This is a genomic window from Bacillus sp. JNUCC-21, from assembly GCF_041222765.1.
Taxonomy (GTDB): Bacteria; Bacillota; Bacilli; order Bacillales; family Bacillaceae; genus Bacillus; species Bacillus velezensis.
The window spans coordinates 376,880-392,423 of the sequence record NZ_CP166019.1 but is presented as its reverse complement, the minus strand read 5'-3'; the positions used below and the strand labels follow the sequence as shown (position 1 = coordinate 392,423).

Genomic DNA, 15,544 nt, shown 5'->3' with positions numbered 1-15,544 from the left:
TCCTTCACCCTCCCCATCCAAGACCTGTTTACCAGTTATTTTATCACGTTTCCGTCTCTTTCCATCCCGAAAAACACGCAAACTTTGTTTCGGCAGAGCGCAATTTTCCGAGTGGAGATAAAACAGACGGCGGCCAGACGGGACCGCCGGTTTCAAGATGATTCATTTTTCGTATTCAGCGGAAGGCGGATTGTAAAGGTCGTGCCTTTTCCTTTTTCGCTGTCAATATCTATCGTACCCCTGTGCATTTCGACGAGCTGCCTGACGATGGACAGGCCGAGTCCGTATTCGCCGTATGCCGTATTCGTCCGGGACACGTCCGCCTTATAAAACCGCTCCCATATATGCTCAATTTCCTCTTTGGAGATGCCGATCCCGGTGTCTTCGATTTCAATCACCGTTTCTTTATAGCCTTCATACCCGCGCAGTGTGATGTCTCCCTTTTGCGTAAATTGTATGCTGTTTTTCGTGATGTTGACGAGAATCTGGATCAGCCTGTCATAATCGGCGAATACTTTGACGCCATCCTCCACTTGAATCCGCAGCTGATTTTGTTTTTCCTCCGCCTGCTGATTGAGATGCTCTTTAATAATTTCAAACACCTCGATGAGCGGCAGACTGAGCTTGTCCAGTTTGATTTGCTGGGATCTGATTTTTTCATAATCCAGGTTTTCTTTCACGAGCCTGAGCATCCGCTTCGTTTCTTCGCTGATCAGCGAGAAGCATTTCTCTTTATCTTTTTCCGGGATGGTGTTGCTGTTAAGCCCCTCCACAAGTCCGTTAATGGTCGTCAAAGGCGTTCTCAGCTCATGGGAGACATCGGCGATAAATTGGCGCCTCCGTTTTTCGAGGCGGTCAATCTGCTCTCTCGATTGCTTCAGATTTTTGGCCATGATGTTGAAATCGGACGCCAGCATGCCGATTTCATCGCCGCCGCTGTTCTTGAGCGAAATATCGTAATCACCGGATGCCACTTTTCCGGTCGCATCCCGCAATGTCTGAATCCGCTTGACGTGAAATTTAGATAAAAGCCAGCTCAGCAGAATCGTGATGATAAGGGTGCTGATGATCGCGTAAATCATATAGCGGTTGACCTGGCTGATCATCTGCTCGACCCCTCTGACGGGAGACACGAGCAGCACCGCGCCTTTAAATTGATCGTTGATAAAAAGCGGTTTTGCGACAAGCGATACTTCCAAGCCTTCCGTATTAAAACGGTTCATCTCCGCTCTGATCTGAACGGTTTTCCCTTGCTTCAGCATGTGCCACTCTTTACTTTTCAGCTTCTCGCGCGGCGGCATATCGTCAGGAAAAAAGTAAGGCCGCTGATGTTCATCGAAAATAATAAACCTGGTCTCGCGCGTTTTTAACATGTCCTGATACGGATACAGGCGGCGCAGATCAAGATCGCGGCCGTTCAGCTCGCTTGTGATCTGCTGCGCGTAAGAAGACAGCTCATCCACTTTATTTTGATACGCAAAATCTTTCACAAAGTGCGAAAACAGGGAAATGATGATGAAAAAGGCCAAAATCAAAATGCTGACATGGCTTAACAGCAGCTGATATAAGTATTTAATCCTCATCAAATTTGTATCCTACCCCCCACACCGTGTATAAAAACGGTTTTTCCTCACTGGACAGTTTTTTGCGCAGCCGTTTAATATGAACATCAACCGTACGTTCATCGCCGTAAAATTGATAGCCCCACACCTGCTCAAGCAGCTGCTCTCTCGAAAAGACCTGGCGCGGGTTTTGTGCGAGATAAAAGAGCAGATCGAATTCCTTCGGCGTCAGATTCTCGACAGGTTTTCCGTGCAGAAACACTTCCCGCGTCTTCTTATTGATTGAAAAACACGCCGTTTCGATCAAGTCGTCGCTTTTTACGGCCTGCCCCGTCGCCCGGTATCTTCTGATCACCGCTTTAATCCGCGCTACTAGCGTCAGCGGACTGAACGGCTTGGTGACATAGTCGTCCGCCCCCATTTCAAACCCGATCACCTGATCAGACTCCGTGTCCTTTGCGGTCAGCATAATAATCGGCACACTGCTCGTCTCTCTTATTTTCCGGCAGATCGTCACTCCGTCCATTGATGGAAGCATAATGTCCAGAATGACCAAATCCCAGTCCTCTTCCGTGAAACGCTGATAGCCTTCCACTCCGTCATGGACAAATTCGGCTTCAAATCCTTCTTTAAAAAAGAACATTTCCGTCATGGTGCATACGCTTATATTGTCTTCTATCATTAATATCTTCATTGGTTCCTCCGCTTATCTTCACGCTTTTTCTTATAATAGCACCATTTTACCCGGGTGTTTTCGGGTTTCACAATTGTTAGTTTTTATTTCATCACCCGGAAATAGTTTGTTCATATTTTTTTCATACATTTCTCCTACTATATACATATCGAATGGCCGGTGCTAAAGAAGGCCGGTTTTACAAGATCTGACACCCACACGGAGGAACAGACATGAACTTTATAAAAAGAGCCTTTTGGAGCATGAAGGCAAAAAAGGGAAAAACATTTTTGCAGCTGGTTGTGTTTTCAGTGATTTGCATTTTTGTCCTATCCGGTCTTACGATCCAGTCAGCGGCAAAGAAATCAAGCGAACTGGCAAGGCAGCAGCTCGGCGGGAGCGTCACACTCCAGGCTGACCGCCAAAAGCAAATGGCGCAGCAGCAAAAAGACGGTGAAAAGAGGACGTTTGAATCAACGCCGATTTCCGTCTCAGATGCCAAGAAGATTACATCTTTACAGCATGTTAAAAATTACAACTTCCTCACGACAGCGTCAGCAAATGCAGAAAGCTTTGATTCGATAAAAAGCTCAGGCGAATCAGCCGATAACAGTTCCGGCGCCGGCCGTTTTCAAGGCGGCGGAAGACAGATGATTTCAGCTGATATCTCGATCGAAGGCGTGCTCTCTACGGCATTGCTTGATGATTTCACAGGCGGGAGCTCAAAAATCACTGACGGCCGCGCCATCACAAAAACAGATGCGGACGCAAAAGTCGCCGTGATTAATGAAACGCTGGCAGATCAAAACAAGCTGAAGGTCGGCGGCTCCATTACCGTTTCCTCAGCAGCGGATGATTCTGTGAAAACGAAGCTTAAAATTGTGGGAATCTATAAAACAACATCATCAGGAGACGATCAGGCACAGCATTTTTCATTCTTAAATCCTGACAATAAAATCTATACGCCTTACACCGCCGCGGCGGCGTTAAAAGGGTCTGATAACAAAAACAAAATCAGCTCAGCCGTTTATTATATGGATGATGCCAAATATATTGACTCATTCGTTGCGGCTGCGAAAAAAACATCTATAGATGATAAAACCTACGCGCTGACGACAAATGATCAGGTGTATCAGCAAATGGCCGGCCCGATTGAAAATGTCGCGTCATTTTCTAAAAACGTGGTGTACCTTGTATCCATCGCGGGCGCAGTCATTCTCGGGTTGATCGTAATGATGTCGATCAGGGAACGCAAGTATGAAATGGGTGTCTTGATGGCGATCGGCGAAAAGCGCTGGAAGCTCATCGGACAATTCTTAACGGAAATTCTGGTTGTCGCCGTTATTGCCATCGGGATCGCATCCGTCACGGGCAGCCTTGTGGCGAATCAGCTCGGAAATCAGCTTCTTTCCCAGCAGGTCAGCTCAGCCGATGATTCACAGCAGCAAACAAGCGGCTGGGGCGGAGGAGAAATGCCGCGGGGAGGCGGCATGTTCGGTCAGCATTCATCCGGCGCGGATATCATCAGTACAATGCAGGTAAACGTCTCGCTGAATGACCTTCTGATTCTCGGCGGCATCGGCGTCGCAATTGCCGTCATCGCCACATTACTGCCGTCTGTATCAGTCATGCGGCTTCACCCTAAAACGATCCTGACCAAGCAGGAATAAGAGGAGGCAGCATAATGAGCCTATTAACCTTTCAACAGACCGGCTACTGGTACCAAGATAAATCACAGCCGCTGTTTCAGGATATAACGATCAGCTTTGAAAAAGGGAAGTTTTATACAATTGCCGGCGCCTCCGGAACGGGGAAAACAACGTTTTTGTCTCTGGCGGGCGGCCTTGACACACCTAAAGAGGGAAGCATCCTTTATAACGGAAAAGACATCTCCAAAATCGGATTAACCAAATTCAGAAATCAATATGTCTCTATCGTCTTTCAATCTTATCATCTGATCCCGTATATGACGGCGCTCCAGAATGTCACAACGGCGATGGAGATCACCGGCTCTAAGGAGAACAGCAAAGATGCGTTCGCGCTCAGCATGCTGAAAAAAGTCGGCATCACCGAACAGCAGGCCCGTCAGCGGGTGCTGACATTAAGCGGCGGACAGCAGCAGCGCGTTTCAATTGCGCGGGCTTTCAGCTGTAACACGGATTTGATTTGCGCGGACGAGCCGACGGGAAATCTCGACGAGGATACGTCAAAGGAAATCGTCCGGCTCTTTCAGGATCTGGCGCATAAAGACGGCAAATGCGTCATCATGGTTACGCACGACGAACAAATTGCCAAAGTGTCTGATATCAACATCCGCTTATCAAGAGGAAGTTTCACGGTCAAAGAAAACGGCACGGCTGTTTCCTGATACCGCGCCCCTGCCAGCGCAGACAGGGGCGCACCCTATATCCCCCTATTCAATAGAAGTGAACGTAAAAAGAGCGAGGGCTGCATCCCCCCGCTCTTTTTATTTATATCAGCTGTAAATAACGGTCCATATTTGATTGTCCGGCTGCTTTGATCAATTCTTCCGCCTTTTTCTCTTCTCCCGGCAAAGCGAGCCGGAGTTTGTCTTCAATGTCTTTTTCAGAAAGACCGTTTCCCGGCGCTCCCTTCGGACAGTCGATACGTGTTTCATAGACATGACCGCCGGTAGCCGTGACCCGTACAATTGTAAAACGGCCCTTCGGAACGGCGTTGTCAGCCGGCTGAATTTGATCATCGCAGCTGCGGTGAATCCGCTCAAATCCTTTTTGAAGGGATTCCGGAATCGGCTCGGATGTGAAATATTCAACTGAAAAATCCTTACCGTGCAAAGCTAAGGTGATCACATATTCCACGCTGAATCTCCCCGCTTCGCCTGTTTTCGGACGCCGTTCTGTCAATGCGGCGTCACCGCCCGGCGGATAAATCACGTCGATCCGTTCCGTTTGGCCGAAAATGAGACCATGTTCGGCCTTCAGCTTGAGAATGGCGTCCGCCGCATGATGAGCCGCCGAGCAAAACGGATAAACCTTAAACCAAAGTCCCGGGCTCACAATCCGCCAAGGTTTTCCCCACCCGCTTACAAGGAGGGTTTCTGCCCGTTCAAGATCGCCGTACAGTCCGAAAAAACCTTTCTCCCCGTCGAGCGCATGAACTGAGCCGCCGATACCAGCCTTTGCAAGCTGCACGGCGAACAACCCGGCTTGAGCGGCCAGTCCGGCGTGGAGCGGCTTCATCTCTGTCCCGAATTGCACTCTCATGCCTCCGGAGCGGGCAGCCGCAAACCCAATTGCTTTCTGCAATTGGGTTTGATTCAGATTCTCCGCGAATCCGACGGCGCATGCGGCCGCAATGGCACCTAACGTTCCTGTATTGTGCCAGCCTTTCTCGTAATGATGCCTTCCAGCTGACTCGCCGAGCCGCGCCATCACTTCAATTCCCGTCACATAAGCACCGAGAAAACGGCTTTTGTCTATACGGCCGGCTGATGCGGCTGCAATCAAAGCCGGAAGGATGACTGCGCTCGGATGTCCTCTTACATCAGAATGAACATCGTCAAAATCAAGCGCATGTGCGATGAATCCGTTAATGAGCGCGGATTGGGACGGCGTGGTTTTCTGATTTCTGCCGATAAGCGGCGCTATCGGCACCCCGCCTTCTTCTTCGGCCAGTTTTACCAGCTTTTCAACTCCTTTATCCCGTCTCCCCGCAAAAGCTGCCGCTGTAAAATCAAGCAGTCCTTTGCGCGCTTCTTTCATCGCTTCAGCGGATGTTTCCGGCACAGACGACATGACGGCCTGAGCAAGCCCGGCCGTCAGATTTTCCGTATTCATTCCGTCTGCTCCAATACGTTGACGGCAAGCCGAGCGAAAAACTCAGCCGCTGCCGGGAGCGCTTTTTCGTCGAGTGTGAAGGCGGGATGGTGCCATTCTTCTGTTCCGTTTGTTCCCATCCAGACGAAAAAGCCGGGGATTTTTTCTTGATATAATGCAAAGTCTTCACCGCCGGGCGACTGTTCTGCCCGAACGGTCTGAAGCCCGAGGCTTTCAGCCGTTTGTTCCGCCGCCTGTATGAAACGGGCGTCGTTCATCACTGACGGAAGGTAAGGATACCAGCGGAAATCAGCCTCTGCCCCGAATCCGGCTGCGATTCCTTCGGCAACCCGCTTCATATGTTTCGGAACAGCGTCACGCGCTTCTTTTTGAAACGTCCGGACGGTGCCTTCCATTTCAACATGGTCCGGGATGACATTCCAAGAGCTGCCGCCTTGAACTCTTGTGATGCTGACGACGGCATTATGAAGCGAGCTGATATTTCTGCTGACAACCGATTGCAGGCCGCCGATAATCTGCCCTGCCGCCTGAATCGGATCAATGCTGTTATCAGGGATTCCGGCGTGGCCGCCTTTTCCTTTAACAGTGATTTCAAAGCGGTCGACACTCGCCATCAGCGGGCCTTCTTTCAGACCGACCGTGCCGACGGGGAGGTCAGGTTTGTTATGCATGCCGAATATCGCCGATACACCGTCAAGCGCGCCGGCTTCAATGACCTGTCTTGCTCCGGCGGCGATTTCTTCCGCGGGCTGAAAAATAAACCGCACCGTTCCTTTCAGCTCATGCTTTCTCTCATTTAATAAAAAAGCCGTGCCGAGGATAGATGCCGTATGGAAATCATGGCCGCAGGCGTGCATCACGCCGCTGTTTCGCGAAGCAAACGGAAGGTTTGTATTCTCTTCGATCGGCAGTGCGTCGATGTCCGCTCTGACGGCGATGACGGGGCCGCTTTTGTCTCCTTTGATTTCAGCGATCACTCCGGTTTGAAGTTTCGGCATATCAAGAACCGTAATTCCTTCTTCCTCCAGCCAGCGGCGGATTTTATTCGTCGTTTCGTATTCCTCGCCTGACAGCTCAGGGTGTTCATGAAGGTCGCGGCGGATATTGATTAAACGTTTGTTTAATGATTCATACGTTTCATTTGCCATTTCTTCTTCTTCCCTTCTTAGACAAGTTCGGCGGGCTCTCCCACTTGCTTAATGAATTTTTTCGTCCGTTCGTTCTGCGGATTGTCAAACAGCTCTTCCGGCGTTCCCTGTTCGATGATGCGTCCGTCCGCCATAAAAATAACTTTGTCGGCCACTTCACGAGCAAAAGCCATCTCATGCGTGACGATGATCATGGTTGTCTGTTTTTCGGCAATTGATTTGATGACTTGGAGCACCCCGGCTACAAGCTCAGGGTCAAGGGCCGAAGTCGGTTCATCCAGTAAAATCGCGTGAGGATCAACGGCCAAGGCGCGCGCAATCCCGATCCGCTGCTGCTGTCCGCCTGACATCGTAATCGGGTAGCTGTCCGCTTTGTGTTCTAAACCGACTTGCCGCAGCAGATCCATACCGATCTGTTCCGCTTCTTTTTTCGATTTCTTTTGCGCGGTGATCAGCGCCTCTGTCACATTTTGCAGGGCGGTTTTGTTTTTGAACAGGTTGTAATTCTGAAACACCATCGCCGTCTGCTGGCGAAGCTTATGAACGTCTTTGCGCGAATAGGACGCTGCATTCAGCTTTGCATCACCGATTTCAATGATGCCGTCATCCGGGCGCTCCAGCAGATTCAAACAACGGAGGAGCGTTGATTTTCCCGAGCCTGACGGGCCGATGATGGCCGTGACTTCGCCGCTTTTGATCTCAAGGTCGATCCCGTCAAGTACGGTAAGGTCTTTAAATGCTTTTCGAATATGTCTGACTTGTATCATCCTGAGCCTCCTCCTATGTGCGATAAGGCTTGCTGATCGCCCGTTCGAGCAGATCCTGCAGCACACTGTAAATAATCGTAAGAATCCAGTACATGACCGCGACGGCTAAATACGTCTCAAAATATTTGAGGTTGCCTGATGCGTACATTTTTCCTTGGGCGAACATTTCCATCACTCCTAATGTAAAGGCGAGCGATGTTTCTTTTAACAGGCCGATAAACGTATTTCCCGTCGCAGGAAGCGCGTTTCTGACGGCTTGCGGGAAAATGATCCGCCTGTACGCCTGGGATTTTGTCATTCCGACAGACAGACAGGCTTCAAGCTGCCCCTCATCGACTGAATTGAGCGCCGCGCGGAAGATTTCAGCCAAGTAGGCGGCATTCTTCAGGCTTAACCCGATAATCGCCGCAGTTAACGCCGTCATCTTGCTCATTCCGGGAAACAGCTGAGGCAGGCCGTAATAAATTAAGAAAAGCTGGACGAGCGTCGGCACGCCCCGGAAAAATGAAATATACACCTTTGACAGCTGGTGAAGTACAGGAACACGATTTTTTGTGATAAGCGCTAATATAAGGCCGCCGATCACGGCAAATACCATAGCCGCGACGGCCATTAGTAATGTGATCGGCAAGGCTTCGATTAACGCGGGAAAAGCTGAAAACATAAATCCCCAATCAATGCTGTTCATTCTCGATTTTCACCGCCGTTTCTTAATGCTTTGCTTCTGTTGTGATATCTTCTTTAAAGTACTTTTCAGACAGCTTTTTCAGCGTGCCGTCTTTTCGCAGGTCTTCAATGGCTTTGTTTACTTTTTTGCGGATTTTATCGTGAGCCGCATCTTTCGCAAACGGGAAAGCGACTTTTTCATAGACAATCGGGTCTCCTGCTAATTTCAGAGGCAGACCGGTCTTTTTGATCTGGGCGATCAGGACGCTGCGGCTGTTTACATAAGCGTCAACCCGTCCGTAAGCCACGTCTTTCAGCGTGCCTTCTTGTGTTTCATACGTTTTCATGTTGATTTTTTTATCCGGGTCCTTGCTCTCAAGGTTTTTCGCGTGGTTTGAGCCCAGAACGGCCGCCACTGTTTTTCCTTTTAGATCGTTGACTGATTTGATGTCTTTGTTATCGTTTTTGACGACGATTTGAGTGCCCGCATACGAATACGGTTCTGTGAAGTTATACGTTTTCTCGCGTTCGTCCGTGACAGCGACCTGGTTAGAGATGGTGTCGAGTTTGCCGGTCTGGAGCTCTCCCATCAGTCCGCTGAATTCAAGCAGCTTCCAGTCCAGTTTCATGTTGATTTTTTTCGCGACGGCTTCCATGACATCCACGTCAAAGCCGGTCAGCTTGCCATTTTCTTTATATGCGAACGGATAGCTTTGTCCCGTGGCGCCGACATGCAGTACGTTATCGCCGCCTTCGCTTTCTTTTCCGTTTCCGCATGCTGATAAGACCGCCAAAAGCGCGGCAGACAGCAGCAAAGCCCATGTTTTCTTCTTCATTAAAATCCCGCCTTTTCCTATTAATATGTTAATCCTGCAATTGTTTTTTTAAATAGATGGTGATGTGCCCTTTTCCTAGATCCTTTTCGCCTGCACGGACGTAGCCTTTTCGCTCATACATGCCGATCAGCCACGGATGCTTGTCCGCTGTGCCCAGTGACACGAAAGGCGCTTTTAATGTGTCGCGGAGCACTGTATTCTCCAGCCACTCCAGCATGTCTGAGCCCGTCCCTTTTTTTCCGGTTTCAGGATCGACGGCAAACCACCAAATATGTGGAACACCGTACGGCCCGGGATTCGGCCCCCACGGCATCCGCAGAGAAATCGTCGCCAGAATCCGGCCGTCTTCCTCCAAAACGTAACAGGCGTTTTTTTGTATGTTATTCAAAACGAGTTCTTTATCCGCCGTGGCAGCGGCAAAGTTGATGCCGAGCTTGCGGATCGGTTCATACGCCCGCAGTGTCAGTGAAAGCAGCTCATCAGCGTCTGCCTCCGTTGCGAGCCGGTATTGTCTTGACATGATGAGCCCTCCTTTAGTCGGCATATCGGTTTGCCGGTTTTTCCAGTCCGAAATGTTCTCTCAGCGTCGTTCCTTCATACTCTTTTCTGAACACGCCCCGTTCTTGTAAAATCGGAATCACTTTGTCTACAAAAAGAGTGAGACCTTCAGGCAAAAGCGGCGGCATGATGTTGAAACCGTCACAAGCTTGTTTTCCGACCCATTCTTCCATCTTATCGGCAAGCTGTTCTGGCGTTCCGACAAAGATATGATGGCCTCTTGAACCCGCCACATATTTGTACAGCTCGCGGATGGTCATGTTGTCACGTTTGGCCATCTCCTGAACGAGCTTGAAGCGGCTTTTAACGGCATTCGACGCATCCGCATCCAATTCAGGCAGCGGGCCGTCAAGCGGGCAGGCGGAAAGATCGACGCCGCCCAGATAGTTTTGCAGAATGTTCAGGCCGACAGACGGAATGATGAGGTCTTGGAGCTCTTCATATTTTGCCTGCGCTTCTTCTTCGGTATCGGCGATAACGGGAAAAATTCCCGGCATGATCGCGATTTTTTCAGGATCACGGCCGAAAGAAGCCGCTTGTTCTTTAATAGATTGATAGAATTCCTGCGCGGACTCCAAATGATTTTGCGCGGTGAAAATGACCTCCGCCGTTTTGGCGGCCAGCGCTTTTCCGTCTCCTGATGATCCGGCCTGAATAATGACCGGGCGCCCTTGAGGTGTGCGGGCAACATTTAACGGCCCTCTCACGGAGAAATATGTTCCTTTATGGTTCAATTCATGCATTTTGTCTTTATCGAAAAATGCTCCTGATTCTTTGTCACGGATAAAGGCGTCTTCCTCCCACGAATCCCATAATCCTTTGACGACTTCAACGAATTCTTCCGCGCGCTGATATCTGAGATGGTGCTCAAGATGCTTTTCGCCGCTGAAATTAAGCGCGGTCGATTCAATCGAAGATGTGACGACATTCCAGCCCGCGCGGCCGTTGGAAAGATGGTCAAGCGATGCAAATTGTCTCGCGATATGGAACGGTTCGCTGTATGTGGTAGACGCGGTCGCCGTCAGACCGATGCGGGATGTGACCTGAGCGAGCGCCGACAGCAGCGTAAACGGCTCAAAGCGCGTCAGCACATTCGGATGTGATTTGCCGTCTATTGATAAACTGTCCGCCAAGAACAGCATGTCCAATTTCCCCCGCTCCGCTGTTTTCGCCAGTTCTTTGAAATAATCCAAATTCATGCTCGCGTCCGCCGGTGCCTGAGGATGTCTCCAAGAAGCGACATGATGGCCGGTGCCCGCGAGAAACACACCGAGTTTGATTTCTTTTTTCTTTGTCATGATGGATCTCCTTCTATTCTGAAATACGGTTCGGAACATATTAACACCACTAAACCTATATTTCCTAGTAATTTTATAAGAATAAATCAAAATGTACAATTGTCACGCAAGTTTGTCAATGCATTAAGACAAAAATCATGTTTTTTTAAAAAACCCGGCGCACCGGCCGGGTTATTTCTTCGAAACTGTATAGACGGTCCCTTTGACCTTTTTCTTAATAACGGCAATGATAAGCAGCAAAACAGGGAACAGCACTTGAAACGGAAGATGAATATAGATCGGCACAATGTTTAAGCCTTCATTCATGTGTTCCGAAAAATTGCTTGCGATGCTGATGGAGAGAATCAGCACCCCCAATCCGACCGGGAAGGCCAGCTGGGACGGATTTTTTTCTTTAAACAGCGTGGACACGCCCACGACAACCGCATATGTAAAAAGGCTGACTTTGAAAAAACCGCCGATGACGAGCACGAGCATGAAAAAGACATCCAGCCGGTCTAAAAACTCTTCCACTTTAATTGTCTGTATGGTGCTCAGCAGCGGAAATTGAGAGCGGAGCATTAGGTTGACGTCCAGCACACAAATATTAATCGCCACTGACATTGCCAAAAACAGCCCGCTGATGATAATCGCCAGAAATCCGGTTTTCTTCACCTTTTTCCGATCTTTTAAATAAGGGAAAATCATGACAAACACGATTAATTCACCGAACGGGATGAACATCGTCTGTTTAAACACGGAATAAATGACCGTTCCTGCACCCTCCGCTAAAACGGGCTGGAGAAATCTGAGGTTTATCGTGCCTGAGCTGATAATGAGGATCAGCCCGACGGCTGTCAGGAAATACATAATGCCAAACAGCAGCTCGCCGGCTCTCGCTATCACTTCAATTCCCTTTCTGACCGCAAATATTGCGGCGATCATCAGCATGGCATTCACAATTAAAAGCGGCGTGTCCTGGTAGGCGAAGGTGACAAGCATTTCGCCAAAATCCCGCAATACGCGGGCGGCGATATAAGCAAAATAGAGAATATAAAGAAGGGAGACCGCCCAGCTCAGATGTCTGCCGATCAGTTCGTTCATGTAATCTCTCGGAGAAGACTCAGGAAAAAATTGATACAGCGCCTGATAAACGTAGAAAAGTCCGAGACCGATAACGCACCCGAGAAGCACGGACAGCCACGCATCCCGCCCGGCCATCGTGCCCGGCGGGATCAATAACGAACTGCCCAATTCAAACAAAATGATCATAATAAACAGCTGACGCGTGCCGATTTTCGCATTTTCCATACGCTTCGCTCCTTTCTCCTCAAATCAATCATGCTCAAGCTTGTCTGAGAGAGGATTATTCCGCAAGCCCGTTCTTCTGATAATGACTTCTGTTTTGACATCTACGGGGAGATTGGGGAAATATTCTTCATCCCACTTCCCTTTGAACTTTTTCCATTTGTCCGGATGCTTCCGATAGATCAGGTCTCCGAAGCCGACGAAGTCATTCTTATGGGCTTTTATATCTTCAATCGATTTGGTGATATCTTTCTCAAGCTGCACGCTGAGCGCCTTTTGCATCGTCATCAGCACTTGCGGATCAGACAGATGGAAAGGGTATCTGACAGCGTCCACCAGCCCTTCGACCTGAGCATGCACGTGAATATGCGGTTTTCCGTTCGGAAAAGTGGCCGTCACCTTTGTATTCTGGCGGGTGACCTGCAGACTGATTGCATGCTTCACGTTCTTCCAATCCGCATTGATGAACGTATGCTTGATCCTATTGAGCAGCCATACAGCCCCCACACTGTCGTCATCCTCAATCCAGTAATCCAGCCTCCCATCCTTTTTGAACACCGCCAGTCCGTCCGCTGACAGCACTGCTTTCGGTTCAGTTGTCTGCGTATTTTCCATCGTAGGACCGGCTTTATCGTCTCCGTGCATTTCATAACCCGGAATAAACGGCGACCCGGTCGGAGAAGCGAGATCAATCAGAACGTCCTGAAGGTTGGTTTTAATGACTCTGCCGTATTGTTCCTGCGTGAAGCTGAGCGTCTTGTTCACTTTATTGGAAGGGATTTTATCAATCGGCGTCAGCACTTTAATAATGTCTTCAGCCTTGCAATTATGCGCGATCACAACGGTTGCGGTCGTCCTGAATTCGGTGTCGCGGTCAAGATTATCCAGAATAAAACTGAGCCCTTCCTCTTTCGCCAGTTTTTCACTGAACACCACGAGATTCGTATGCGCAAAATAGAGCCTTCTGGACACTTTCATCGAGCCTTTTCTCAAAGCTTCCGTCATATTGTCTCCGGACACCGAATAGACGGAAACCGGAGGCCGGTCTCCCGCTCCGCCGCCCTGCAGACCGCCGGCCACGTTTCCCGGATTGATAATTTGCAAGTGAAGGACGTATTTTCCCGTTTCGGTTCGGTCAATACCGATGGCGGAGATCACCGCTAGATCGGTCAGCTCCCTTTTATCCCAGCATCCGGATACAAACATAAGGGAAACCATCGTACAAAGGATAAGCATCCATTTACGTCTTTTCATTACCGTCGCCCTCTTCTACATCTTTATTAACCATTCCTCTGGATGTCTCCGGTTTCGGTCTTTGATGTTCCCCTTGGCGCCTGTTGTTTTCCTGCACGAGCAGTCCCGGCCTTTTTTCATCCGCCCATAACGGAGCTCGGAGGAGGGAATCTTTCAGCCCGCCCGGGGTTAAAGGAGCGAGCGGGGACATATACGGAAATCCGAATGAACGCAGGCCGCACAGATGGACAAACATCATGATAATGCCCAGAATCAGCCCGTAAAATCCCATGACCGCCGCCGACAGAATAAAAAGAAACCGGATCAGCCGCGCAGATATCGCCATGTCAAAAGCCGGGGTCGCAAAGCTGGCAATCGCCGTCAGGGCGACGACGATAACCATGGCTGGGGAAACAATGCCGGCCTGTACGGCGGCCTGGCCGATGACAAGCGCTCCGACTATGGAAACAGCGGAGCCGACAACTCTCGGAAGCCGGACACCCGCCTCCCTGAGAATCTCAAAGGCCACTTCCATCGTCAGCGCTTCAATCACGGCCGGGAACGGCACCGTCTCCCGCTGAGCCGCGATGACAATCAGCAGCTGCGTCGGAATCATTTCCTGGTGAAAGGTCGTCGCCGCCACATAAATCCCCGGCGCCACCAGTGAAATGAAGAAAATCAAAACCCGCAGCACCCTGATGCTAGTGGCGATATCAAATCGTGAATAATAATCCTCAACGGATTGAAAAAATTGAATAAATAAGGCCGGCGCGATGAGAACGAACGGCGTTCCGTCCACGATAATCGCAAATCGTCCTTCCAGCAGATTCCCCGCCACAACGTCCGGCCGCTCCGTATGATATACGGTGGGAAACACAGAAAACGGCGCGTCTTCAATGAGCTGTTCAATGTAGCCGGATTCCAGAATGCTGTCGATGTCAATGTGCTTCAGCCGCTTGCGGACTTCCTTAATCAGCTTTTTATCGCAAATTCCGTTAATATACATCAGCGCGACATCCGTATTCGTTTCGTGTCCGATCTCCATTTTTTCAACCCATACATCAGGCGTTTTTACATACCTGCGGATCATGGAAATATTGGTTTGCAGAGATTCAGTGAATCCCTGCCGCGGGCCGCGGAAAGAGACCTGAGTGCTCGGTTCTTGAATGGACCGGTGCTCTCCCCCTTCCGTGCTGGCGATCAGCGCCTTGTCAGCCCCGTCGATAAAAATGAGCGTGCTGCCCGCCACCAGCCCGGCATAAAGACTTTTCCATTTTTCTGCCTCTTTCACCCCGCCGATCGCAAGCGTTTTATCGTATATCAGGCAGACCGCTTGTTCCGGCTGAACGGACGGGATGTCGATTAAATCCTCCAGAAGGGATTGGCTGACGAGCTGTTCGTCTACCAAACCGGCGATATACACAATTGCGGCCGGAAGCTCTTCTTTTCCGATTTTAAGCCGGCGGATGACGACATCGGCACTGTTGCCGAACCTCTCAGACAGCTTCTTCATATTTTGCTTTAAGCTGAGGGAGATCGGCTCATCCCGCTCTTTGTCCGGCTGGCTGTCCGCTTCTTTTCTGCCTTCATTGTCACGGTCGTTTTGATCGGCTTTTTTTTGTTTCTTCTGCTTAAAAAATGGCGGCATATCGCAAAAAACCTTTCCTCGTTTTTTTCATATTCTTCCTGTACGGCAAA

Annotated in this window: 14 protein-coding genes; 2 read left to right on the top strand and 12 right to left on the bottom strand. The window is 49.7% G+C overall.

Going from position 1 to position 15,544, the window contains the following annotated elements; genetic code table 11:
* Positions 1-152 precede the first annotated feature (152 nt).
* On the bottom strand, positions 153-1,586 hold the full coding sequence (locus tag JNUCC21_RS01980; protein ID WP_161936390.1) for a HAMP domain-containing sensor histidine kinase: 1,434 nt from the start codon (positions 1,584-1,586) through the stop codon (positions 153-155).
* Positions 1,573-2,256 (bottom strand): response regulator transcription factor, encoded by a 684-nt coding sequence (locus tag JNUCC21_RS01975; protein WP_007410267.1) that lies wholly within the window; start codon positions 2,254-2,256, stop codon positions 1,573-1,575. Before JNUCC21_RS01975 ends, JNUCC21_RS01980 begins: the two co-directional genes overlap by 14 nt.
* Positions 2,257-2,468: 212 nt before the next feature.
* Between JNUCC21_RS01975 and JNUCC21_RS01970 the strand changes: the two genes are divergently transcribed.
* Both JNUCC21_RS01970 and JNUCC21_RS01965 read left to right on the top strand, forming a co-directional pair.
* A complete protein-coding gene (locus JNUCC21_RS01970) occupies positions 2,469-3,905 on the top strand; it encodes an ABC transporter permease (RefSeq protein WP_369878516.1) in 1,437 nt (478 codons plus the stop codon).
* Positions 3,906-3,919: 14 nt separating this feature from the next.
* Positions 3,920-4,603, top strand: coding sequence for an ABC transporter ATP-binding protein (locus JNUCC21_RS01965; RefSeq protein ID WP_033575085.1), 684 nt, complete (start codon positions 3,920-3,922; stop codon positions 4,601-4,603).
* A 103-nt stretch (positions 4,604-4,706) separates the two neighbouring features.
* On the opposite strand, the gene JNUCC21_RS01960 is transcribed toward JNUCC21_RS01965, so the two are convergent.
* The 10 genes from JNUCC21_RS01960 to gerKA all read right to left on the bottom strand — a co-directional run bounded on the left by JNUCC21_RS01960 (position 4,707) and on the right by gerKA (position 15,494).
* Positions 4,707-6,053 carry an MmgE/PrpD family protein gene (locus tag JNUCC21_RS01960; RefSeq protein ID WP_150940985.1) on the bottom strand — a complete coding sequence of 449 codons (1,347 nt, stop codon included), beginning with the start codon at positions 6,051-6,053 and terminating at the stop codon, positions 4,707-4,709.
* Positions 6,050-7,201 (bottom strand): M20 peptidase aminoacylase family protein, encoded by a 1,152-nt coding sequence (locus JNUCC21_RS01955; protein ID WP_012116793.1) that lies wholly within the window; start codon positions 7,199-7,201, stop codon positions 6,050-6,052. The genes JNUCC21_RS01960 and JNUCC21_RS01955 overlap by 4 nt, the downstream gene beginning before the upstream one ends.
* A gap of 17 nt (positions 7,202-7,218) precedes the next feature.
* Positions 7,219-7,968, bottom strand: coding sequence for an amino acid ABC transporter ATP-binding protein (locus tag JNUCC21_RS01950; protein ID WP_326145204.1), 750 nt, complete (start codon positions 7,966-7,968; stop codon positions 7,219-7,221).
* Positions 7,969-7,981: 13 nt separating this feature from the next.
* Positions 7,982-8,656 (bottom strand): amino acid ABC transporter permease, encoded by a 675-nt coding sequence (locus tag JNUCC21_RS01945; protein WP_007410261.1) that lies wholly within the window; start codon positions 8,654-8,656, stop codon positions 7,982-7,984.
* A gap of 22 nt (positions 8,657-8,678) precedes the next feature.
* Complete coding sequence (locus JNUCC21_RS01940; protein ID WP_020955317.1) at positions 8,679-9,470, bottom strand: amino acid ABC transporter substrate-binding protein; 792 nt, start codon at positions 9,468-9,470, stop codon at positions 8,679-8,681.
* A 28-nt stretch (positions 9,471-9,498) separates the two neighbouring features.
* On the bottom strand, positions 9,499-9,990 hold the full coding sequence (locus tag JNUCC21_RS01935) for a GNAT family N-acetyltransferase (RefSeq protein ID WP_003156352.1): 492 nt from the start codon (positions 9,988-9,990) through the stop codon (positions 9,499-9,501).
* 13 nt (positions 9,991-10,003) lie between these two features.
* Entirely contained in the window at positions 10,004-11,329 is a 1,326-nt protein-coding gene (locus JNUCC21_RS01930; RefSeq protein ID WP_029326230.1) for an LLM class flavin-dependent oxidoreductase, read from the bottom strand.
* 168 nt (positions 11,330-11,497) lie between these two features.
* Entirely contained in the window at positions 11,498-12,616 is a 1,119-nt protein-coding gene (locus tag JNUCC21_RS01925) for a GerAB/ArcD/ProY family transporter (RefSeq protein WP_014416891.1), read from the bottom strand.
* A gap of 24 nt (positions 12,617-12,640) precedes the next feature.
* Positions 12,641-13,867, bottom strand: a complete 1,227-nt coding sequence (locus tag JNUCC21_RS01920) for a Ger(x)C family spore germination protein (protein ID WP_060563071.1) — start codon at positions 13,865-13,867, stop codon at positions 12,641-12,643.
* Entirely contained in the window at positions 13,854-15,494 is a 1,641-nt protein-coding gene (gene gerKA, locus JNUCC21_RS01915; RefSeq protein WP_369878515.1) for a spore germination protein GerKA, read from the bottom strand. The genes JNUCC21_RS01920 and gerKA overlap by 14 nt, the downstream gene beginning before the upstream one ends.
* Positions 15,495-15,544: the final 50 nt, after the last annotated feature.